A 23,846-nucleotide genomic window follows, 5' to 3' on the forward strand; every position below is an offset into this window, starting at 1 on the left:
AAATATAAAAAAGTTGGAAAACGATCACCTTCCATCGTCAAAACAGCTTAACCAAGCGGTTTAAGCGGTGTGCGCAACTGTGGGGGGAAGGAGGGCGAAAATAGAAGTTTTGAAAAAGTATCGAGAGAAAACGCCTGAGTTTTCCAACCGAGAAAAAAGAGGTTTTTCCCCACTATAAAAAAGCCGAAAATACAAGCGGAAAAGATAGGTTTTCCAACACGAGAAAAAAACAAAGATAGGTTTTCTGACACGATAAAGAGAGGATGCCCCAATTTTGGGGAACGAAACGGGAGTTTTTTCCCACGATAAAACAAGAGGGGTTTTAAGGGGGTTTTTCCGAAGCCCTTTATAAAAAAGGGTTCGGGACAAAATAAACATACGGAGGAAAAAAGAAATGGTAAAGTATTGGGAAAATGAAACGCCGCAGACGGCAGACACGGGAGCAAATGTATTTCGGTATTTCAAAGAAGCGGGCAAGCTGCAAGTGAGTATGCCTTATTGGGAGGACGCGAACGGGAACCGGAAGCCGGGAAAGACGGTAACGCTTGACGTTGCGGCGTTCCGTGGATCGCCGGAGGCTATGGAATTGCTGCGGGGCGTTCTTGATGAATGATGGCAAGTACAAGAAATGCCCGGTGTGCGGTAAGCGGTTCTGGGTTGCGGGCAAATGGGCGTACAAACTCGATACAAAGTATTTTTGCTGCTATACGCACTACGTAGAGGGCGGAGGCGACGGAGGGCTTGACCGGGTAAACGGTATCAAGCGCAAACGGCGGTCAAGGTGGCACCGGGAATGATTGCGAGATTTGCAAGACCCTAAAAAGGACAACGAACAGTGAGCGCGAGTGCGCAATGATGAATCCGCAGGATAATAAAATCTGCGCGTACTTCCGGGATTGCGTGTTGCCGAACAATCCGGCACTTGAAGCGGAGATACTGCACAAGGACACGCAAAAGAAAGTTTGTGTGATATGCGACGGTGAGTTTGTTCCGGTGAACAATAGACAGGTATACTGTTCGCCGGAATGTGAGCGGAAAGGCAACAGAATTAAGAGCCGCGCCCGCATGGAGAAGAAAAGGGGGTTAAATGTTACGATTTAGAAAAGAAAAAAGCCTTTTGTAATGCGGGCTTGCGGGGTGCGTATTTTGAGGGTTGGACTTATTTATACCTATCCCCCTAAAATCGGGGTTCTAAATCGTAACAAAGCACAAACAAAAAGAGCAGCCTGCCCAAAGGCAGCTGCCGCCCTTTCCGTGTCCTTGTTTCATGGTAAATATACTATGCCACGGGAGGCGCGGAATGTCAAACGAGGAAGCTGCGCGGCGTATACAGGGCGGAGAGCAAAGCGCAATCCCTCTTTTATGGGAGGGCGTGAAAAGGTTCGTCCGGTTGTGGGCGCATAAATACTATGTGCAACATGAGAGCTTGTGCAGACGTACGGGAGTTGAAAAAGAGGATTTATATCAATGCGGGTACTTTGCCATGCTAAGCGCGGTGCGGGCGTATGACGCGGCAAAAGGCTATCAGTTCATTACCTACATGGCCTATCACCTGCAAAACGAATTTAACGCCGCTGTGGGCGTTCGGACGACAAAAGGACGTAACAACGCACAAATACGCCTAATAAGCCTTGAAGCGGAAAAAGAGGGCGCAGACGGCATTATAAACAGCGACAGCATACCAGACGAAGCGGCGCAGAATGATTTGGATAACGCCATTGAGAATCTATACAGCGAGGAAGCCCGCCGCAACATTGCCCCGGCTCTTGAACGGTTATCTACGGACGAATACGAGATCATGCGGCGGTATTTCTATCGAGGCCAGAAGCTATCAGAGATAGCGCGGGACATGGGCGTGGAATACCACAAAATACAGAGGCTTTACGGTTCGGCTCTGCGCAGACTAAGACACGCAAAAGAGGTACAGGAGTACAAAGAGGAATACATGAGCTTGTGGGCTTATAGGGGTACAGGGTTCGCCTCTTTTCGGGACAGACAGGAAAGCAGCGTTGAACGAGCGGCGGCGTATCTGGAAGAATTGCGGGAAAAACTCAAGGTGTGGGGGTATGAATAGTCCCCCCATTCGGAAATTACAGGAGAACACGGGAGACCGGGTTGCGGGAGTTAGATTTTACCCTGCAAGGCTCGCGCGAGGGGGTGTGAAAATGTGATTGCGCATGATACAATAATACCAGAGTTTGCGCTAAGAATAATCCGAAAAGAGGAGATATTATGAGTTTTCAAATTGAGATTATACATGGGCATGATAGCGGTTCCTATTTTTGGATTATGCCGGTTCGATGCCGCTCTGGGGTTCATGTTTTGGGTATCTGCGATGTAGAAGAAAAACGTGATGCCGAAATTTCTATAGAAGAAGAAAATGTGGCATCTTTTCTCGCTGTCTTTTTCCGAAAATATTTTGATAAAGATTTAATTTGGAATCGAATTCGAGAAGATTGCGAAATAGAGTTTGAATGGTATCTGGAGCATAATTTTTATACCTATCCAACTATACAAATAATGCTTCAGGAGATACAAAATGTTGCAAATCTTCTAAAAACTGATTGCACTAATCCTTTGCTCGATGAATATAAAGCACAGTTTTCAATCTATGATATGACGGAACCGGACAGTATTCTCCGGGAAGAAGCCTATGTGGCGACAGAAGAGCGTAAGAAGCAAATGATAGAGGAAAATATTGATGTAGTCATTGACTTTTATCATCGCTTTTGCACAGAACTTTCTAAAATGATCGAAGAAGCACCTGACTATCAATGTATATCTATTATGGGGCCATAAGGCATAGCAATGAAGCATATAAGATAACAAAAATGAGGGCTTACAACGCCCTCTTTTGCTGTCTGTATGGGTGGTAGTGCTGAAAAAAATGTGTAAACCTCCATTGTCAGATGAGATAAAATGATGATGGAGGTTAAAAAAATGGCAAGGAAAAACAACACAAAACTAAGAGAACTGATGGACGAGTTTGGCGTAAAAACGATGGATGATGTCCATGCGTTCGTAAAGATGCTGACGGCAGAGACAATTCAGGCGGCTCTGGACGGGGAACTGGAAAACGAGCTCGGATACAGCAAGTACGACTACAAAAACAAAAATACGGATAATAGCCGCAACGGCTACAGCACAAAAACAGTGCAGGGAGCGGTTGGAGAAATGGAGATATCTGTACCACGGGATCGTAACGGAGAGTTTGAACCGCAGCTTGTGAAGAAACACCAAACGGATATTTCGGCGATAGAGGACAAAATTATCTTCATGTATTCGCAGGGCATCTCCACGCGGGATATTCAAAAAACGATGCAGGAGATGTACGGCATAGACGTGGATGACAGCCGTGTGTCTAAGATAACAGACAAGGTCTTGCCGTTGGTGCGCGAATGGCAGGAGCGTCCATTACAGAGCGTCTATGCCATGCTGATGCTGGATGCGATTCACTACTGTGTGCGTGATAACGGGATCGTGGTGAAAAAAGCGGCATACATTGCCATCGGAACAGATTTGGAGGGGCGAAAGGATGTCCTTGGTATTTGGGTTGGTGCGACAGAATCGTCAAAATACTGGCTGAATGTACTGAACGGCTTGAAAAACAGAGGGCTGAAAGATATACTGATAGCGAGTGTGGACGGGCTTTCCGGGTTTGTGGATGCGATCAACACGGCATATCCGCAAACAGAGGTGCAGCGCTGCATCATCCACCAAATCCGGTCGTCGACGCGGTATGTATCCTACAAGGACAGGAAGGCATTTACGGCTGACTTAAAGCTCATCTACAAGGCCGCCACGGAAGACCTTGCCCTGCTGGCGTTGGAAGACCTGTCCAACCGCTGGAGCGCCAAATATCCACTTTCGGTGAAATCCTGGCAGGCTAACTGGCCGGAGCTTTCGACGATGTTCAAATACCCGCCTGAAATCCGCAAGTTGATATACACGACGAACGCAATCGAGAATTTTAACCGCCAACTGCGGAAGGTCACGAAAACGAAGAGCGCTTTTGTTTCGGACGGCGCCTTGATGAAAGTGCTTTACCTTGCGACCATGAACATAACAGAAAAGTGGAGCATGCCGATTCGGGACTGGGGCATGATACTGGATAATCTGATGGTCTATTTTGGGGACAGGATTGATATCTCGCTGTAAGAAACAGCCCTGGCCAATCGGCCAGGGCTAACAAAGACTTTATCTGACTTTGGGACTTTACACAAAATTTTACGCGCTATCTCACGGCATTGTCAAGGCAATTTCCTTTGCGCGACATACTCTGCCGGATACCCTTTTCCCGGAGCATTCTTTGATATTGTTTCATCTGATACTGCCAGCCCTGGTCAGAGTGCAAGATCAAATTCACGCTGTTAGGAAGTCGCCTAAATGCCTTTTCCAGCATATCTACTGTTTGTGAAAAACGTGGATGATGACTGATACTGTAGCTGACAATTTCTCTGTTGTATAAATCCAATATGGGAGAAAGATACAGCTTCTGTCCAAACAGAGAAAATTCGGTCACATCCGTCACCCACTTCTCATTGGGTATGCCTGCATGAAAGTCGCGCTGTAACAGATCGGGGGCAATTTCCCCAACCTCGCCTCGATATGAAGCATATCTCTTCATCCGAACACGGCAGTAAAGGCCAAGTTGCCGCATCAGTCGTTGTACGGTTTTATGGTTAATATGGTATCCTCGATTTTGTAATTCCAGCGTAATCCGTCGATAACCAACCCTCTGGCGATTTTCTTCGTAAATCACAGCTATTTCCTCCTTTACTGCCACGTATTTGTCAGGCTTCTCTAACTGCTTTGTGTGATAATAGTATGTGCTACGGGCAAGTCCTGCGATTTCAAGTAACAGGGTGATCCTGTGTACATGCCTTAGCTCCCGGATCACCTGGGTTTTCTCTCTTGCCGTTCCTTTTCTTGAACTAAGGCGTTCAATTTTTTTAAATAGTCTACCTCCGCGCGCAGGCGTTGGTTCTCTGCAATCAAGTCTTCTTCCGCTTGCTTAGTCAGCTTTGGTGGACGGCCTTTGATTCTGCGACCTCGGCGTTCAGCATACAATCCTTGCGCCCCTTCCTCTAAGTAGATGCGCTCCCAGCGACTAATTGTGCTATGTATAGCTATGTTATATTTCGCTGCCGTTTCCCGCAATGACAGTCTGTTTATGCGCATATCCTCTATAACGGTTTGCTTGAACTCTCCGGTATAACTGCTTCCCCGCCGATCCAGGCCTGCCACTCCATGCTGTTCATACGCCGCTATCCATTTTTGAATATCTCCTTTATGGATGCCCGTATTTCGCCCGGCCTCTTTAATGCCCCATTCTCCTGATAACACCTTTTCTACTATCGATACCTTTTCTTCCAGGCTATACTTCTTTTTTCCCAATAAAATACACCCCTCTCGCTAAACAGTTTATCATACTGTCCAACTTTTGGGGTGCAGTTCACGTGCCGGGGCGGTTGTTATTTTTTGCCTTTGAAAATCTGATAGATAACAATCAATATAATTGTTAACATTACCAAGTATTCCATTGACATCACCACTTTCTAGCCGTCAGAAACGGAGAAGTGGCTAACCGCCCGCATTGTACCCTTGCAAACTATATTTTTAACGTGAAAAAAAGGAAAAAGCAACAAAGTTACTTTTCCTTTTCATCAAAACAAGCGTGATAGATTTTCCAAAAGAGGTCAATTTCTTTTTTGGCTTCCGTTGCTGATTCGGCAACGGAGCAATTGAAGTTATTGGGCTGAAATAGAAAAACGAAAAAGAGCAAAAGAAACTATTGCACATCCTTTGAAAATCCGAATACTCTCATAGCTATCTGGGCCATAGATAATTTTTGGCAAGGAATGCAAAGGAAGACATACTTAGCAGTGTTGTAAAGGGAATAACGCACAAATATTGAGAAGTATGTTTTCCCATGCAGGATAACATATTTTAATTCAAGAACCTAATGGGTATACGGGAGCCGATAGAAAATTGAACGGCCCGCGGCTTTGCACAGTTATATCCTGTTTGTAGTGCCCTTGAGAAGCGAGAGATTCAAGATATACGGGTACAACTTGCTGTGCGCCGGGAAGTGCATTGACAGAAACCATGAGAAGCTTTGGTACGAGTCCTTCTAATTCAGGGAGCGGGATGCAAGCCAAACAGACAATCGACTGCTTGGGTTCAGCAGCTACTGATTAAGTTCCTCCTCTATCTCGTTTGGCGTATAAATCAGCTTTCGGTTTTCAGGCGAAGATTTAGATATACGGCTATCATCACTATGCCGTACATTTTTTCAAGATTTTTCTTATTCTTAATATAGATGCCCCGTAAATAAATGAAGCTGATTTATTCCTTACGGATGTCCGTCAGGGACTTCTTCACCAGTTGTGGTTCAAATACAAGATATACGACATCAAATTATTTTGATAATTAGCGGCCCATATAAGCCCTGTAATAGGTTAGTACATCATCGCTGGAATGTCGGTTCATATCAAATTGGGTAAGGACTTTTTTTTCGCCGGTAAAAAGAATTGTATCGCAGATATGTAACTGGTCATAAATATTGTTAGAAATAAGCAGGATAGATATTCCTGCACGTTCTTTAAGATGAACAATTTTGCGAAGGATTTGAGTGACGGAAAGACTATCCATTAACTTAGTGGGATTTATTAGGACCAATATAGACGGCCCCAGCATCAAAGCACGGCATAAGGATAATTCTAGGCGCATTTTGCGGCTAAAAGCTTTGATTGAATGTTTACGCATTTCTGATAATTCTTCCATAAAATGAGGCAGAACAAGCTCATTATACAACATCTGTATTTTAGAGTGTGGAATTATTCCGAAAGGAAGGCTAAATTCCTTCTGGGCAAGAAGTGTAATATTTTCATTCATTGAAAGATTCTCATAAATAATGTCATTTTCAGGAATTAAGAAAATATCACGATAGATAGCGCTGCGTAATAAAGGTCGCTGTCTAAATAGAATTTGCCCCTGTGTCGGGTGGGGAATTTTTAGAACGGCTAAAATGCCCTCCAGCATGTGTTTATTGTTGCAGAGCAGGCCCACGATTTGGCTTTTGTGTATGGCCATACTAAAAGACTTTAGCATCTTACCATAACAAACATTTTGCCATTCTAAAAGTGGACTGCCTTGATTTCGTAATATTTTGCCAGACCTATATAACGGTTCTTTAATTTTTTGGCCAATCATGATAGATGTCAGTTTTTTTTCATCAAATTGGTCAGAACTGCATATACTAGCAATTGTTCCTTCGCGTACAACAAAAATTCGATCACATAGGTGCATGAGTGTCTTTGCCCGATACTCAGATAAAAGAATAGAAATTCCCTCTTTGCAGATAATCTTTAAGACATTATGTATTGTTGTTAATTGATCCTCGGTAAAAGTAAAGAGGATATCTTCTATTACAATTATTTCTGCATGTTCAGCAATCGCTCGTGCGAGCAGGACAATAAATTGTTCCACCAAATTAAGATCGCGCACTTTTGTTTTGGAAGGAATACGTAGCCCCAAAAAATTTAAAATCGCTTGTGACTGCATGGCATGAACCTGTTCATTTACTAAAAATCTTTTCGGATTTTCTGGCATTAGAAAAATATTATTTGTTAAATCAAAATCTAAAAATAAAGAGTTGAAACTGTTAATGCGAACGATGCCCATTTGCTTAGCATGGACGGGAGATAATAGTACTACTGGTTTTTCATTCCGGTAAATACGTCCTGCGGTTGGAAGAATATTGCCGCATAAAATTTGAATTAAGGTAGTTCTTCCGGAATTATTTAATCCAAACAGTCCTACTATTTCATTTTTTTGTAGGTTTAGCCAAGCGTTATACAGCGTAGGAACATTGTGTGCATTAGCAAAAATTCCTTCTAACCGCAATACTTCTCGAATCATGGTCTTACCCCATTTTCTAAAATTAAGGGGAGGGTGACTTCAACTTCTGTACCAATATTTAGAGTGCTGGAAATTGTCAGGCCATACTGCTCACCCATCTGAAGACGAATACGCTGGTGAATATTATAGAGCCCGATTCCTATTCCTCTCTTCTTTTGTTCAGATGCAAAAAACGGTAATTTAAGTTTGTCCATAGACACTAAGCGGCAATTTATTTCATTCAGCCGGTCCCTGGAAATTCCCATACCATTGTCTGTAATGCGTATAATTAACCGTTTCTCAGTTGTATAAATATCCAATGTGATCAAACCGCCCTCGGGCAATAGTTCTAAACCATGAAAGATAGCATTTTCTACTAAAGGCTGTAAAGTCAACTTGGGAACCTTGTAAGAAAGTAAATGCGGGATCTCTGTATGAAACTTGGTATGCAGTTGAAATTTTCCGGGGAATCGAAAATCCTGTATCAATATATAATTTTGAACATTTTCCAGTTCATCGGAAAGTGGAACTAACGTATCCATATTCTGGATACTGCTGCGAAATAAATGTGACATTGCTTCTGTGATATCCGCAATCTCTGGAACATTTTTTTTCTGCGCAAATCCACGGATCGATTCCAATGTGTTAAATAAAAAGTGTGGATTAATCTGGCTTTGGAGGGCGTCGAGCTCTGCCTCTGTGCGCAAATATTCTAAAGTTAGTTCGCGATTGGCCAAGCGTTGCTGATTATCCATGATCCAATCTAACATTGCTTCCGGACTGTCTGCATAGCCGTTTTGTTGAGATGTTGTATTGCTACGTATTGAAAGCAATTTGATCAAAAAGTGTTCATAAGGGCGGAGGACGCGCAATTCAAAAAAAATAATAAAAAACAAAAACAATCCGAGTAGTAATGCGTTTATTGCAACAAAATAGAGTGGAAGGTATCTTTGTGTTAGGCTAAAGATGATAGATGGCAATACAATTAAAATTGCCCCTGCTGTAAAAACAAGGTTGCGCTGGGGAATACGAATAATCCAAGGAAGCGTATTAAAAAATTCAATTTTTTTCATTCGCTATCTCCATTTCTAGAGAGAGATTGAGACATGTTTCCTGCGGTATTCTGCGGGAGAAATACCTACATACTTTTTAAATACTTTAGAAAAATACCGGGCATTCTGGAATCCAACCATTTCTGCTATAGATGCAATACTTTCTTGTAGATTTTTCAACAATTCTTTAGACTTTTCAATCCGATATTCATTGATATAGTCTACAAAATTAAGGCCTGTATCTCGTTTGAAGCAAATACTAAAGTAGACAGGATTTAAAAAGACTTGGTTCGCAATATCTTTTAAACTAATATGTTCATTGTAATGCCGGGCAATATATTTTTTGGCAATCAAAACCGCTATATTTTCCGGCGGATGTGCTGGGTCGTAGTAATGCTTAAATTCATTCAACAGATATTTCGTAAAGGTTGTTTCAAGCTGTCGAAGAGATACGCAGTTGTCTAATAATTCGTAGAGTTCCTGATCCTTCTGTTTTCGATTTAGATCCTCTGCGATATGGATTGAAATTAATGTATTCCAGAACAAATCTGCCAACTCATAACAAATCTTGAAATAATACTTGGCGCTTTTAATCTCAGAAAGCCCCGCGTTGGTAAAGATATCCATAATCTGAGTTTGTAGCGCGTTTAAATCAAAACTTTCAATTGATTTCTTAAGCAAACGACTTTCGTAAGGAGACAAAGCGTTTTTAATATCCGGGTATTTATCCTCCTTGCAGGAAGTTGAAAGGAGGGTATTGCAGCCTGTCAAAATACGTTGCTGCAGAATGGCTGTTACGTCATCCCAAGAAGAAGAGAGATCTGCAGAATTTAGTACCTCTTTACCAATAGCGATTGTCAGGCTAATACCTTCAAATTTTTTAATATAGGCAAATAAATTTTTCCCAGTCATAGCAATGGAAGAATGTATTGCCGCATATTGATCGTGATCGTAGTTAAGCAAAAAAACAACATAAGATTTAATCGGAAGGCAAATAACCGTATGGCAATAATCTACAACAACCACAGTAAGGTTCTCTTTGATTTTAGTGCGGATTGTTTCGAAAAAAGAATCTTCAGATATTGGTTCCGTATTGGAAAATCTATCGATTTTACAACAAATTAACCGAAAGGAGCCAGTTTTAAAGCCTGTCAAGTATTTGGAATTCAATACATCCAAATTTGAGGGCAACTCTTTTTTCTCTATAATATGCTGGAGAAGAGATGCTTGCAAATGGTTTTTACTGGATAAGATTATTTTGTCTTGCTCCTTTAAAAGTATAGTTTTTTGCCGCTCTTCTGAAATTAACCGGATAAGCTTTTGCAACGCTTCATTAAGTTCCGTACGTTTGATTGGTTTTAATAGATAGTCTGTCACCCCATATTTAATGGCATTTTGTGCATATTCAAATTGTCGAAATCCACTAATAATAATGAAATGAGCATCGTTATTTTGTAGCCGCACACGCTTGATAAGTTCGATCCCATCAAATCCAGGAAGACGAATATCGGTAATAACGATATCGGGCCTTAAGGTTGTGATAGAATCAAATGCTGCAGAACCTTCTGTCGCAGTACCGACTAATTGCAAATCGGTTGCCTCCCAATCAATTAAAGCTTTTAGCATATCTAAAATATAAATTTCATCATCAACAAGCAATAGCTTCATTTGAAATTCCCCCTGAAAGATGTGCTAATCACTAATAGGATCATTAATAGAATAAATGGCGTGGCAATTTTAAAATTTAATAACATATTAGCACAAACGTTTTTTTTTGTCAAACAATAGCGGGCTTTGGTGTATAGACATAAAAATTGTACCCTAAATGTAAATTTTAGGATATTGAATACAAAGCTGTATTCCCGTATCTTATCATTAAGAACTTTATTCAACCCCAAAATAAAACTGAAGGAGCAAATAAATATGAGAACGATTTGCTATACCTGTCCCGGATACGGTCTTAAGGAATTGGAGAAACCCCAGATGATATTTGAGGATGATGTACTGGTTCGCATTGCCTATGCTGGGATCTGCGGATCTGACATCAATATTATCCATGGACACGAAGATGATTTTCTGGGAATCAATCCAGGCGATACCTATGTATTAGGGCACGAAGCCTCTGGTTATGTTGAAGCCTTAGGAAAAAAAGCAAATACCAAAGGGCTAAAAGTTGGCGATAAAGTGGCGCTTTATTTCAATCAATATTGTGGAAAATGCTATTATTGCCGCAACGCTCAAGAGCAGTTTTGCGAAAATGTACTGTCACGCGGCGGTTTTTTTGCCGATTATGCCGTTGTCAATGAACAACAGGTTTTTTTATTGCCGGATAATACAGATATGCGTAAAGCTGCGCTAGTCGAACCCATATCAGTTGTACAACGTGGAATCGACCTACTGAACCTAAAACCAGGTATAAAAGTTGCGATAATTGGTGGCGGGAGCGTAGGATTGCTATTTACTGAACTATTGCATACTGCAGGTGCTGTACGGATTACGGTTATTGAACCGGTAGCAAATAAACGTACTATGGCACTGGAGTATGGAGCTGATTATGCGCTTGATCCTAACAAGGAAGATATGATTGCCCAGTGTATGCAAATCACAGAAAGGCGTGGATTCGACGTAGTCGTAGAGACATCAGGAGTAAGATCTGCGATTCAGGCAGGATACGACATTTTAGGCAGGGGCGGTACACTTGAACTTTTTGCGAGCTACGGAAGCGGTGCTGTCTATCCGCTTGATCTGCCCTCTTTTTTTGCTAAAGAGGCGAAGGTGATAGGTGTATTCCAGTCACCTTATATGTACCCGCGGGCCATTGAACTCTTTAATCGCCTTGAACTGGATCCGTTCATAGAGCATATCTATCAGCCGGAGGAATGGAAAGAAGCTTTTGAATTTCGAATGAGCGGAGGTCCACAAAAAGTATTATTTGAATTTCATAAAAATCAGGAGAATTTATGATATGAAAAGTTTAGCCATAGAAAAAAATTATACTCTAAACCTCATTGACATCCCTGTTCCTCAAATCGATAGAAGCAGTGCCCTTGTTAAAATACATGGCTGTGGCATCTGTGGCACAGATATGAAGATCGTTCATGGGACATTTAAAGAATTTGAGACATATCCATGTTTGCTTGGACATGAGGCAGTAGGTGAAGTTGTAGAGGTCGGAAGTGATGTAACAGCTTTTAAAGAAGGCGATAAAGTATTGCTTCCTTATTTGGAAGGTGAGATTGATGGATATATTCCTTCGCATGGCGCTTTTTCAGAGTACGGGATTTGTCACGATATCATTGCTATGGCCAAAGAAGGGAGAGGCCCGGATTCCCCTGGATTCAATGAACTGTTTTATCCGCAGAAAAAAGTACCAGATGATTTTGACACTGAATGTGGGGTTATGATGGTAACCTTGCGTGAGGTTCTAGCTGCCACACGGCACTTTGGGTTTACAGCTGGTCAAAGCTTAGTAGTATTTGGCGGTGGAGCGGTTGGTTTATCATTTGTAAAATTTGCAAAGCTTATCGGGATGGCGCCAGTCATTTTGGTCGATATTATGGACGAAAAAGTCGATGATGCAAAATATATAGGTGCAGATTATGCTCTTAATAGTATGAAAAGCGATATTGTGAGCGAAATACGCAAGTTATGTCCGCAAGGTGTAGATTATACGCTTGATGCAGTTGGGGTAAACGAATTGATTTCCCAGTCTATGCAGCTTATTTGCCGGGGAGGGAAAATTCTAATATATGGAATTTCACCAGTGGTATCGATGCAGTTTGATTGGACATTAGCGCCAGATAATTGGTCGTTGGATTTCTTTTGGGCACCAGACAAGATTTTAGAATCGGCCGTACACGATCAGTTAGTGCAGTGGATATCAATGGGAATTGTGAATCCATATGATTTTATTTCCCACACATTTGCATACGCAGACATTATGAAGGCGTTTGATGTTCTGGAGCAAAAGAAACCCGCCAAAAAGATTATAGTAAAAATGACATAAGATGCTCTTGGTAACAGAATTCAAATATTAAACCAAAAAATTCAAAAACCATAGCTATTTGCCTTTGTTGTAATTAAGTACTAAAAAATAGTATCTACACATGTTGTACCTATATAGATTCATTGCGAAAAATCAAATCAGTCAAGTCTTACTAAACTCGAAAGTATTGAGTTTTTTAAAAAGAAAGGAATAAAAGGAGGAAATGTAATGAAAAGAATTTGGGTAGTAGTAGTATGCTTAATGGTAATGGTGTTGTTCTTCTCAGGGTGCGGTGCGCCAGCAAATGATGCAGTAGAGAAAACACCCTCTGTTGCAGCAGAAGATGGGGACGCAAGCAAATCAAATGATACAGGGAAGCAGATCACCATTGGATTGACAGCGAGAGATCTTGCCATCCCAGCTTATACCTCAATTACGGGACTATTAGAACAGAAATGTCAGGAAAATGGGGTACAGCTGACAGCGGTCAGTGCTAATGCCGATCCTTCAAAACAAGCTACACAAATTGAAAATTTTGTACAAAGCGATGTGGATTGCATAATCGTTATGGAAGCAGTTGAACAGTCGGCAGCGGCTACCACAGTACAGGATGCTGTTGCGGCAGGCGTGCCGGTGATTGGTTATGGGTTGGCTGTCGAAGGAAATACAACAGACCTTGTATGCCCAAACTATGATATAGGGTATGCAAGTGCTGAGCAGTGTGCGGAATGGATGAATGAAAATTATAATGGGAAAGGTGAAATTGGCATCCTCCATTTATCTCTAACATCTGAAGGGGGCATTGACCGATATGAAGGCGCTAAAGCCGGAATTAAAGACAAATTACCGGATGCGGAAATTGTAGCAGAGCAATTTGCGCAGACTGTAGAAGAAGGCGTCAAAGTTACAGAAAGTATGATTCAAGCCAACCCCGATATAGTTGCAATTGTGTGCAGTTCTGGCGGTGCGGCAGTAGGCACGGCCGAGGCATTGACTGGTTTGGGTCTAAATGATGGAAAAATTGCTGTATTTGGTACAGATACGACAACTGACGTGCTTTCAGCAGTGAAATCTGAAGCGAATCCACTTTTGGCCACAGTATGTGTAGGTAGCGATACCTATATGGCAGATAAGCTTTACGAAATGGCAATGTTGATTATCAATGATGAACCCTATGAGGAACACTATCTGTCAAAGTTAGAAAAAATTGATGCCGCAAATGTGGATGAATTTATCGAAAGAGAGAATATAGCCCTTTAACAATTAGGACCATAAAGCGGGCCGTCTATAGTCTTGAGTGTAGGTGGCCCGCATAAAAAGGAGTTATACTGTGGAAGAACATGCAATTTTAGAATTTCGCCATATTACGAAAAAGTTCCCAGGAACAATTGCTCTAGATGATGTTACGATTGATTTCAAAAAAGGCGAGGTCCATGCGTTGGTGGGCGAAAATGGAGCTGGGAAATCCACTTTGATAAAAACTTGCAGCGGTGCGATTTCACCCACGCAAGGAACTATATATATATCTGGACAAAAGTTCGAAAAACTTGATCCGATTACTTCGCAGGAAAATGGCGTAGCTGTTATTTATCAGGAATTTAACCTTGTTAATGAACTGAGTGTAGCTGAGAATGTTTATTTAGGAAATCCGATCAAAAAAAGAGGTATTGTTCCGGATTTTCGAGCAATGGAACAAGAAACTGAAAAAATTTTGAAACGTTTCCATATCCAGATCGATTCTAAACGGTTGGTCGACAATCTGAGTATTGGATATCAGCAGATGGTAGAAATTACGAAAGCTGTTTCCAAAAAAGCTAAAATTTTAATTATGGATGAGCCAACAGCGCCTTTGACGACATCTGAAGTAAATATTCTAATGGATGTAATCGGTCAATTAAAATCCGAGGGCGTAACGATCGTATATATTTCCCATCGGTTAGAAGAAGTTTTTCGCATTTCAGATCGTGTGTCTGTATTGCGTGACGGGAAATTGATCAAAACAATGCAAACAAGCGATACAAATAGGGAAGAACTCATTAGCCTCATGGTAGGACGAACCCTGAAAGAGACCTTCCCGGTCAGAGAAAACACCATTAAAAGTGAGGTTTTGCTGGAAACAAAAAATCTCAGTGGAAACGGAATTAAAGATATTTCATTTCAGGTACATAGAGGAGAAATACTTGCTTTTGCAGGCATTATGGGCGCCGGGCGTACAGAGTTAGCACAATTATTGTTTGGGATGGCTCGCCCTTCGGCAGGGGAAATTATTTTTAAAGGCAACCCCATATTTCCAAGGACGCCTGCTCAAGCGGCGGATTTGGGTATCGCATTGGTTCCGGAAGACCGTAAACAGCAGGGAGCTGTCCTTGATATGTCGATTGCACATAACATCACATTGGCACAAATTAAAAAGTTATCACATTTTTTTGTGATAGATAAGAAAAAAGAGATAGAGGTTGCCAGACAATACAAAAATGAACTGCGTATTAAAACACCGTCTCTGGTCAATGAAGTAAACAGCCTGTCCGGAGGAAACCAGCAAAAAGTAGTTATAGCCAAATGGCTAGCCACATCTCCCGAACTTATCATTATGGATGAACCAACTAGAGGAGTCGATGTTGGAGCAAAACAAGAAATCTATTACCTTATGAATAAATTAATTGATGCGGGTAAAACTATCATAATGATTTCGTCTGAAATGGAAGAAGTTATGGGGATGGCAGATCGCATTATTGTACTAAGTGAAGGTGTTATGACTGCAGAACTGAAGCGAGGCGAATTCGATAAAGAGACTATATTACATTATGCATCAAAGATAGGGGGGAATTAAAAATGTTAAAAGTATCAATCAGTTCTATTGTTAAAAAATATGCGGTATTTATTGTATTTATTATAGAAATTATTCTCTTCGCATGTTTGGCGGATACATTTTTTACAGTATCAAACTTTACCAATATATTACGGCAAGTATCAATGATCGCTATCGCAGGCGTTGGGCAAACCCTGGTACTGCTGACAGGGAACATAGACCTATCTATTGGATCACAAATTACCTTGCTCAATGTATTGTGTGCATTTTTAATGGTAAATGTGGGAATAGATCCGGTGTTAGCTTGTATTGTTGGTATGACGACAACAATTGTAATAAGCTATTTGACTGGTTTTATAATTACCGCTACAAAAATGCCGGCGATGATTGCCACGATTGCCATGATGAGTATTCTGCGTGGTATCGCCTATATGATTTCAGATGGGCAATCGATTTTTGGCTTCCCAGAAAGCTTTCGTGTTCTGGGTCAAGGCGTAATTGGAGGTGTCATGCCGGTTCCTGTTGTTATCATGATTGCATGCCTTATATTTGGCTGGTTTATATTGAATAAAACTTATATAGGGCGGTATTTCTTTGCGATTGGGGGAAATGAAACTGCGGCTGAATTATCTGGGATCAATGTCAATAAGATGAAGAGACTGTCCTATACGCTAAATGGCATTTTTGTAGGATTTGCAGGCATTATTATGCTGTCAAGGCTTAATACAGGCTCACCATTGACGGGAAAAGAATTTGAGTTTGATGTTCTGACGGCAGTGGTACTTGGCGGTGTCAGCATATCGGGCGGCAGAGCCAAAATATCCAGCGTTATTATCGGTGTTCTAATTATTGGAACTCTGACGAATGGGTTTGTACTGCTCAACGTTGGGGAATACCCGCAATTAGTAATCAAAGGAGTTGTATTGCTATTAGCAGTTGGCTTTGATTGTATTCAGCGGAGCAGAGAAGCAAAAACTAGCAAAATTTAATGATCTCTGCAAGTATACTTTAAAAACTTAATTATGTATGAAGGAGAATACAGATGGAATATAAAAAATTTAAAGTAGCCTTTATCGGCGCAGGCAGTGTGGAATATGCGGAAAAGCTAATGTATGATATCTTATCAGTTCCTGAATTTCAGCAAATAGAAATTGCGTTTCACGATATTGATAAAGCAAAGTTAGAGCGGTCGGTAGCATTATGCCAACGAGATATCGACGAAAATAAACTGTCCATTAAAATTGAGGGTACAACTGACCGACCCGAAGCCATTAAAGATGCCAAATATGTGTTCAATATGGCCAAGGTGGGCGGACTGAAGGCATGGGAATACGATTTGAAAATACCATTATCGTACGGATTGGACCAATGTGTAGGAGATACCCTGTGCGCTGGCGGCCTGATGTATGGCGCGCGGATGATTCCGCTTGTTTTAGATATCTGCAAAGATATGAAAATGTATGCGGCGCCTAATGCTATGTTTTTTAATGTTGCAAATCCATTGACCATGACAACCTGGGCTGCTGCTCATTATGGCAATGTGCCTTCTGTCGGTATGTGCCATGGCGTGGGTATTGGGCATCGGCAGTTTGCAAAAGTATTGGATATGCCAGTGGAGGATATTTATATTACCTGTCTTGGCGTGAACCATATGGGTTTTTATACTGAAGTGAAAACAAAAGATGGAAAGAATTTAATCCCTATGCTTCCGGAGGCATATGCCAAACATCCGATTTATGGAGAACTGGAAAAAGCTCGTCGTGATATGTTGGATTGGTTTGGCGCATATAATTCAGAGCAAAATGGCCACACCACGGATCTTGTTCCATGGTATCGTACAGACCCCCGAACATTACCTGACTGGATTAGCTACTATCATGTTTTTGGCGGTGAAACAAATGGTTATTTCGGTATGTCGGAGCTTGAGCAGAAACTTGCGGCGGAAAATTATGATAAACGTATGCAATCGCCAGGACTTATTTTTGACCCCAACAAGCGGTCGACCGAACATGCCTCCTTTTTAATGGAAGGGCTAGAATTAAACCGTATTTACCGCGGCCACGTCAATGTAGTCAACAATGGAAGTATTGCTAACATAATGGATGAGGCGATTGTCGAAGTTCCTGTATATGCAGATATTCATGGACTAAATGTACCAATTTATGGGGAGATGGATACTGCGCAGGCAGAGGTGGTCAATCGTATGGTTTCAGTCAATAAATTGGCGACTGAAGCATCGTGCACAGGCGATGTTAAAAAGCTTTATCAGGCTATGCTGCTTGATCCATTGACCGGTGCAGCCCTAGACCCACGGGCGATTCGTCAGATGACAGATGAGATGCTAATCGCGGAAGAAAAATGGCTTCCTCAATTTAAAGAAGGCATACAGAGCGCCAAGAAATGTATAAAACAGGCCAAAGCAGAAGGTACTTATATTCCAACAAATCCAAATTATAAGGGAGCAGCGGTGCGTGATTTCCCTTATGAAATGTATAAAGAATAGCCTTTCTTCCTATTTAAATGTGGCAGCCGGAACCGAAATTTATTTTTTCTGGCTCTGGCTGCCGCACAAATTTCGCGATTCCAGGAGGTAAATAAAATGTTAAAAAATAGAAAGCATGATCATATTGGTATTGCTACTAACGATATAGAAAGCTTTGTAACGTGGTATGTAGACGAAATGGGGTTTGAAGAATTTGGTTCGTGTACTGCACCAGATGGAACTCCCATTAAATTTATTCGCAATAATGAGCTCAAATATGAAGTGTTTCAACCTGCCAATGTTCAGCCTGAAAGCATAGGGAGAATTGACCATGTTTCCTATATTTCCAAAGATATTGAAGGGGACTATAAGTATTGCCAAGAAAAAGGCTATAAGATTTTAACGGATGGAATTGAGGAAATTCCAACCGCGTGGGAGAGAGGCTGTCGCTATTTTAAAATTGCAGGGCCGAATGGTGAAGCAATTGAGTTCGATCAAATATTATGAGGAGAAAGATAATGAAAAAAAACGCTGTAGTAACTGGGGCAGGCAGCGGAATTGGGCATGCTGTCGTAGAGCTGTTTTTAGATAAAGGCTATCGTGTATTTGCAATAGATATGCATCGGGAACAAATTTTAGAAAGTACACAGTCCAACGAACAAGAAGATTTTTTTGCCGTCGAACTTGATGTGCGGGATGCCGAAAAATTTTCTGAATTGGCAGCAAAGATGGATGAAAAAGGGGGATGTGATGTCCTTGTGAACTGTGCGGGTGTATTTTGCGGAAATCAAGTACATCAAGCACACGATAGGGATTATGATTTTCAGTTTGATGTGAATATGCGAGGAATATTCTATGCAACAAGGGCGCTTATCCCCGCTATGATAAAAAAGAACGAAGGTGCGATCGTTAATATTTCATCGGTTTCCGGTTTGCGAGGTGATTACAATGCGCCGCTCTATTGTGCGAGCAAAGCTGCTGTAATTGGATTTACACGAGCAATAGCGCTGGATTATGCGCAAAATGGTGTGCGTATTAATTGTGTCTGCCCGTCCGCAACGGAAACGCCAATGTTTTTATCTGGCACAAATAAAAATGTGATGGATTCATTTCTAAGCGCACTTCCGGATCATCGGCTGGGAAAACCAACAGATGTTGCAAATGCGGTCTATTTCCTCACCTCAGAATCTGCTTCGCATATCAATGGACAAGTATTATGTGTAGATGGAGGGCTTTCCGCATGGAATGGCCAACCGAGGCAAGATAAGGAGTAGAACGTGAAAAAGATAATAAATGACCCTGCCAATTTTGTCAGAGACACTATGGAAGGAATTGCGTTTGCCTATGCTGGAAAAGTGGCTCTTATAGATGGAGATGTGCGACTTTTGCGCTCTACCTATCCACGGAAAAAGGGCAAGGTAGGAATTGTGACAGCAGGCGGAAGCGGACACTTACCATTGTTTCTGGGATATGTAGGGCAGGGGCTCGTAGATGGCTGCGTTGTTGGCAATGTATTTGCATCACCTTCTGCCGCCAAAATAGAACAAATGATACGCGCGTGTGATTTTGGTGGGGGAGTATTGTGCCTATATGGAAATTATGGCGGTGATAGAATGAATTTTACATTGGCATGTGATTCTGTAGAATTTGATGGGATCGTAACACATCAAATCTTGGTGAAAGATGATATTGCTTCTGCGCCGATTGACCAAAAAGAAAAACGGCGCGGAGTTGCTGGTTTGGTCTATGCCTATAAAATTGCTGGCGCAGCTGCGGAAAGAATGTATGATATCGAACGTGTGGTAGAGATTACACAAAGTGCATTGCAAAATATACGAACTATAGGGGTTGCAACGGCTCCCTGCATTATTCCGAATATTGGAAGTCCGTCTTTTGTAGTGGAAGATAATCAAATTGAAATTGGCATGGGAATACATGGTGAACCCGGTATTAATACAAGTACAATGATGACGGCCGATGAACTTGCAAACCTCCTGTTGGATAAGCTGTTAGATGATATGCCAGTTTCGTCTGGAAATACAGTTTCTGTTATGATAAACGGATTAGGCTCGACCCCGCTTGAAGAACAGTTTATCTTTTATCGTGCCGTTTACATGCGTCTCAAGAGTATGGGAATTCGCATCCATATGCCACATATAGGAGAGTTTGCAACCTCGATGGAGATGGCGGGACTTTCGCTTACGCTATTCCAACTGGATGATGAACTAAAGTCGTTGTTAGATGCTCCGGCATGTTCGCCGTTTTATACGAATTATAATAAGTAGAGGAAATAAATTGTTATGATCACAACAAAGAGCTTGACAAAAGCTTTCCATGAAATCAGTATTTGTATTTCAAAAAATGTAGACAAATTGACTAAATTAGACCAGAAATGCGGAGATGGTGATCTAGGTCTTTCGATGAGCAATGGGTTTTATGCGGTGGACACTTTTTTGGCTGCAAGCTCCGAAATTGACTTGGGACGAATTTTGATGCAGGCTGCAAACACATTAAATGAAGCCGCGCCTTCTTCGTTGGGGACTATATTGGCAATTGGGTTATCGGGGATGGCCAAACAGCTACGCGGTAAAAAGGAGATAAGTCTCTCTGCCCTAACTGATGCAATGCAAACGGGGGTTCAAGCAATTATGAAGCGCGCGGGATCCAAAGCTGGTGAAAAGACAATTTTGGATGCGCTTATACCTGCAGTGGATGAACTGAAAAGATATTCAAATAGTAATGAAGAGAGGGCATACCATGCGGCTGCGGAAGCGGCCGCTGCTGGAGCAGAAGAAACAGCCAATATGCTAGCTGTTCATGGACGTGCAGCATATTATGGTAGTCAGGGAATTGGTTGTGTAGACGGCGGAGCCGTTGTAGGAAGTTTGATTTTTGAAGCGATAGCGATATGTGCTTCACCTAATCACAAAAGAAAAGCAGATGTGTTCCAAAATGAATAGAATGAAACCACACTTACATTTAAGAACAGTGCCTGAAATACAAGAAAAATTATGAATATGGGTAGTGCTGAAAAAAATGTGTAAACCTCCATTGTCAGATGAGATAAAATGATGATGGAGGTTAAAAAAATGGCAAGGAAAAACAACACAAAACTAAGAGAACTGATGGACGAGTTTGGCGTAAAAACGATGGATGATGTCCATGCGTTCGTAAAGATGCTGACGGCAGAGACAATTCAGGCGGCTCTGGACGGGGAACTGGAAAACGAGCTCGGATACAGCAAGTACGACTACAAAAACAAAAATACGGATAATAGCCGCAACGGCTACAGCACAAAAACAGTGCAGGGAGCGGTTGGAGAAATGGAGATATCTGTACCACGGGATCGTAACGGAGAGTTTGAACCGCAGCTTGTGAAGAAACACCAAACGGATATTTCGGCGATAGAGGACAAAATTATCTTCATGTATTCGCAGGGCATCTCCACGCGGGATATTCAAAAAACGATGCAGGAGATGTACGGCATAGACGTGGATGACAGCCGTGTGTCTAAGATAACAGACAAGGTCTTGCCGTTGGTGCGCGAATGGCAGGAGCGTCCATTACAGAGCGTCTATGCCATGCTGATGCTGGATGCGATTCACTACTGTGTGCGTGATAACGGGATCGTGGTGAAAAAAGCGGCATACATTGCCATCGGAACAGATTTGGAGGGGCAAAAGGATGTCCTTGGTATTTGGGTTGGTGCGACAGAATCGTCAAAATACTGGCTGAATGTACTGAACGGCTTGAAAAACAGAGGGCTGAAAGATATACTGATAGCGAGTGTGGACGGGCTTTCCGGGTTTGTGGATGCGATCAACACGGCATATCCGCAAACAGAGGTGCAGCGCTGCATCATCCACCAAATCCGGTCGTCGACGCGGTATGTATCCTACAAGGACAGGAAGGCATTTACGGCTGACTTAAAGCCCATCTACAAGGCCGCCACGGAGACCTTGCCCTGCTGGCGTTGGAAGACCTGTCCAACCGCTGGAGCGCCAAATATCCACTTTCGGTGAAATCCTGGCAGGCTAACTGGCCGGAGCTTTCGACGATGTTCAAATACCCGCCTGAAATCCGCAAGTTGATATACACGACGAACGCAATCGAGAATTTTAACCGCCAACTGCGGAAGGTCACGAAAACGAAGAGCGCTTTTGTTTCGGACGGCGCCCTAATGAAAGTGCTTTACCTTGCGACCATGAACATAACAGAAAAATGGAGCATGCCCATTCGGGATTGGGGCATGATATTGGATAATTTGATGGTCTATTTCGGAGACCGTATTGATATCCCGCTTTAAGAATTAGCCCTGGCCGATCCGGCCAGGGCCTGCAAGGACTTTATCTGACATTTGGACTTTACACAAAATTTTACGCGCTACTCGCTGGCGGGCTGATCCACTCACCGTTGACTGCTTCTATGAATTTGCGAAAAACTATTGACGGTACTTGCGACCGAAAATAACGGCGAAGCACTACACAAGCACAAAGCCGATATTGCAACGTTTGAAATATTTGTGGAACATGGGACATTTATTCCGAAAGTGTGAACAAAAAAAGGATAAAACGCAACACTTTCCAAAATGGAAATAGTTGAAAAAAGGCTTATCCGTACAGGAACAAACCTCTTTTAAGTAAAAAAATTTATCTTAAATAGTCTTCCCAATCCCCATTGCATCCCAAATGGCTTAACAAAATATTTGGATGCGTGGCGATAATGTTTTTAAATTCGTCCCGGAATGACTGTTGGCATTCTTTGGATAACAGGTTATACATTGCCACTATTTGGCAAAATACTCGGTTCCGTTTCACTATAGCAGGAGGATATTTTTTGCCATCTAATTTTGGGCTTGACACAGGGCGGTTGTATAATCTACCCCAGTGCGCACATATATTCCGTAAATCTGCAACGCTTTTGAACCAGCTAGATACATAGACCCAGCTACTATTGAAATAGGTTTTCGCAATATGCTTTTTATCAGGAGTAAGCATATTATCATAGAGCTTACTTAATGCACCGATGGTGATTGTTTGAACCGCGACCCAGACGGGAAAAACAGCCCCATATTTATTTTTATGATGTGCTACAAATACATCGTTCGAACGTTTGATTGTTTTATCTAAATTACAGATAAATTGCGCATAGTAGTGGATATTGTCAAAGTTATCTGATTTCAAATAGCCCGTGGAACCATAAGCTTCAGCATGATGGTGTGATATGGCATTTCTAAAGGCAATCTCTACACGTGCAATATATTTTAACAGTAAGACCTTTAATTCGTGATCGAAATAGTATAAATCCTCAATAGCTTCAAAAGTTACGTCCGGGTAAAAATTTGAACCGTTTTTGAATGTAAGAAAATAGCCACTAAATCTATAATAATTGACCTTTTTTAAAAAATTTTCTACGGTGCTTCGATTGTTTACAATTAGGCCATGATCAATAAGAATCTGGACAAGGCTATTATAATCATGAAATTGCTTTACCGGGCAAAGGTTAGGCATAGTAATACCCCCTGAAAACAAACGTCCCACCCTGGTACGCATAATAGTTTGCACTAACATAGGCGTGGTGGGATCTAGTAGCTATATTATACCACAAATTGTCATT

At 41.8% G+C, this 23,846-nt stretch carries 21 protein-coding genes and 1 pseudogene; 16 read left to right on the forward strand and 6 right to left on the reverse strand.

Annotated features, from left to right (window positions below):
* Positions 1-394 precede the first annotated feature (394 nt).
* The 5 genes from B1H56_RS13105 (at position 395) to B1H56_RS13130 (ending at position 4,158) form a co-directional block, all read left to right on the forward strand.
* The gene (locus tag B1H56_RS13105) at positions 395-613 is read left to right on the forward strand and encodes a hypothetical protein (protein WP_066523692.1); all 219 of its coding nucleotides are present in this window, start codon (positions 395-397) and stop codon (positions 611-613) included.
* Positions 606-797 carry a hypothetical protein gene (locus B1H56_RS13110; RefSeq protein WP_066523690.1) on the forward strand — a complete coding sequence of 64 codons (192 nt, stop codon included), beginning with the start codon at positions 606-608 and terminating at the stop codon, positions 795-797. The genes B1H56_RS13105 and B1H56_RS13110 overlap by 8 nt, the downstream gene beginning before the upstream one ends.
* 503 nt (positions 798-1,300) lie before the next feature.
* The gene (locus tag B1H56_RS13120; RefSeq protein WP_066523688.1) at positions 1,301-2,074 is read left to right on the forward strand and encodes a sigma-70 family RNA polymerase sigma factor; all 774 of its coding nucleotides are present in this window, start codon (positions 1,301-1,303) and stop codon (positions 2,072-2,074) included.
* A gap of 158 nt (positions 2,075-2,232) precedes the next feature.
* Positions 2,233-2,799, forward strand: coding sequence for a hypothetical protein (locus B1H56_RS13125; RefSeq protein WP_066523687.1), 567 nt, complete (start codon positions 2,233-2,235; stop codon positions 2,797-2,799).
* 141 nt (positions 2,800-2,940) lie between these two features.
* Positions 2,941-4,158: an IS256 family transposase gene (locus B1H56_RS13130; protein WP_121419016.1), complete on the forward strand. Its 1,218-nt coding sequence runs from the start codon at positions 2,941-2,943 to the stop codon at positions 4,156-4,158.
* 76 nt (positions 4,159-4,234) lie between these two features.
* Here B1H56_RS13130 and B1H56_RS13135 read toward each other — a convergent pair whose 3' ends face one another.
* From B1H56_RS13135 to B1H56_RS13155, 5 genes are all read right to left on the reverse strand, one after another.
* Positions 4,235-4,900 carry an IS3 family transposase gene (locus B1H56_RS13135; protein ID WP_066523637.1) on the reverse strand — a complete coding sequence of 222 codons (666 nt, stop codon included), beginning with the start codon at positions 4,898-4,900 and terminating at the stop codon, positions 4,235-4,237.
* A complete protein-coding gene (locus tag B1H56_RS13140; protein ID WP_066523633.1) occupies positions 4,897-5,397 on the reverse strand; it encodes a helix-turn-helix domain-containing protein in 501 nt (166 codons plus the stop codon). Before B1H56_RS13140 ends, B1H56_RS13135 begins: the two co-directional genes overlap by 4 nt.
* Positions 5,398-6,432: 1,035 nt before the next feature.
* On the reverse strand, positions 6,433-7,923 hold the full coding sequence (locus B1H56_RS13145; protein WP_066523631.1) for an ATP-binding cassette domain-containing protein: 1,491 nt from the start codon (positions 7,921-7,923) through the stop codon (positions 6,433-6,435).
* Positions 7,920-8,975 (reverse strand): sensor histidine kinase, encoded by a 1,056-nt coding sequence (locus B1H56_RS13150; RefSeq protein WP_066523629.1) that lies wholly within the window; start codon positions 8,973-8,975, stop codon positions 7,920-7,922. The genes B1H56_RS13145 and B1H56_RS13150 overlap by 4 nt, the downstream gene beginning before the upstream one ends.
* Before the next feature lie 15 nt (positions 8,976-8,990).
* On the reverse strand, positions 8,991-10,622 hold the full coding sequence (locus tag B1H56_RS13155; protein ID WP_066523627.1) for a response regulator transcription factor: 1,632 nt from the start codon (positions 10,620-10,622) through the stop codon (positions 8,991-8,993).
* A 255-nt stretch (positions 10,623-10,877) separates the two neighbouring features.
* Between B1H56_RS13155 and B1H56_RS13160 the strand changes: the two genes are divergently transcribed.
* The 11 genes and pseudogenes from B1H56_RS13160 (at position 10,878) to B1H56_RS13210 (ending at position 22,536) form a co-directional block, all read left to right on the forward strand.
* The gene (locus B1H56_RS13160; RefSeq protein ID WP_066523625.1) at positions 10,878-11,918 is read left to right on the forward strand and encodes an alcohol dehydrogenase catalytic domain-containing protein; all 1,041 of its coding nucleotides are present in this window, start codon (positions 10,878-10,880) and stop codon (positions 11,916-11,918) included.
* A gap of 1 nt (position 11,919) precedes the next feature.
* Complete coding sequence (locus B1H56_RS13165) at positions 11,920-12,960, forward strand: zinc-dependent alcohol dehydrogenase (protein ID WP_066523623.1); 1,041 nt, start codon at positions 11,920-11,922, stop codon at positions 12,958-12,960.
* Between the two features lie 207 nt (positions 12,961-13,167).
* Entirely contained in the window at positions 13,168-14,199 is a 1,032-nt protein-coding gene (locus tag B1H56_RS13170; protein WP_066523622.1) for a sugar ABC transporter substrate-binding protein, read from the forward strand.
* 70 nt (positions 14,200-14,269) lie between these two features.
* A complete protein-coding gene (locus tag B1H56_RS13175; protein WP_066523621.1) occupies positions 14,270-15,769 on the forward strand; it encodes a sugar ABC transporter ATP-binding protein in 1,500 nt (499 codons plus the stop codon).
* Between the two features lie 2 nt (positions 15,770-15,771).
* Complete coding sequence (locus B1H56_RS13180; protein WP_066523620.1) at positions 15,772-16,737, forward strand: ABC transporter permease; 966 nt, start codon at positions 15,772-15,774, stop codon at positions 16,735-16,737.
* Between the two features lie 53 nt (positions 16,738-16,790).
* Positions 16,791-18,251 (forward strand): family 4 glycosyl hydrolase, encoded by a 1,461-nt coding sequence (locus B1H56_RS13185; RefSeq protein ID WP_066523618.1) that lies wholly within the window; start codon positions 16,791-16,793, stop codon positions 18,249-18,251.
* 96 nt (positions 18,252-18,347) lie between these two features.
* Positions 18,348-18,737: a VOC family protein gene (locus tag B1H56_RS13190; protein WP_066523616.1), complete on the forward strand. Its 390-nt coding sequence runs from the start codon at positions 18,348-18,350 to the stop codon at positions 18,735-18,737.
* A gap of 11 nt (positions 18,738-18,748) precedes the next feature.
* Complete coding sequence (locus tag B1H56_RS13195) at positions 18,749-19,504, forward strand: SDR family NAD(P)-dependent oxidoreductase (protein ID WP_066523614.1); 756 nt, start codon at positions 18,749-18,751, stop codon at positions 19,502-19,504.
* Between the two features lie 3 nt (positions 19,505-19,507).
* Entirely contained in the window at positions 19,508-20,515 is a 1,008-nt protein-coding gene (locus B1H56_RS13200) for a dihydroxyacetone kinase subunit DhaK (protein ID WP_066523610.1), read from the forward strand.
* Positions 20,516-20,530: 15 nt separating this feature from the next.
* Entirely contained in the window at positions 20,531-21,190 is a 660-nt protein-coding gene (locus B1H56_RS13205) for a dihydroxyacetone kinase subunit L (RefSeq protein WP_066523609.1), read from the forward strand.
* Positions 21,191-21,319: 129 nt separating this feature from the next.
* A pseudogene (locus tag B1H56_RS13210) lies at positions 21,320-22,536 on the forward strand (IS256 family transposase).
* Between the two features lie 343 nt (positions 22,537-22,879).
* On the opposite strand, the gene B1H56_RS13215 reads toward B1H56_RS13210, so the two are convergent.
* Positions 22,880-23,740 (reverse strand): Abi family protein, encoded by an 861-nt coding sequence (locus B1H56_RS13215; RefSeq protein ID WP_066523323.1) that lies wholly within the window; start codon positions 23,738-23,740, stop codon positions 22,880-22,882.
* Positions 23,741-23,846: the final 106 nt, after the last annotated feature.

It is taken from the genome of Christensenella minuta, from assembly GCF_003628755.1.
Classification (GTDB): Bacteria; Bacillota; Clostridia; order Christensenellales; family Christensenellaceae; genus Christensenella; species Christensenella minuta.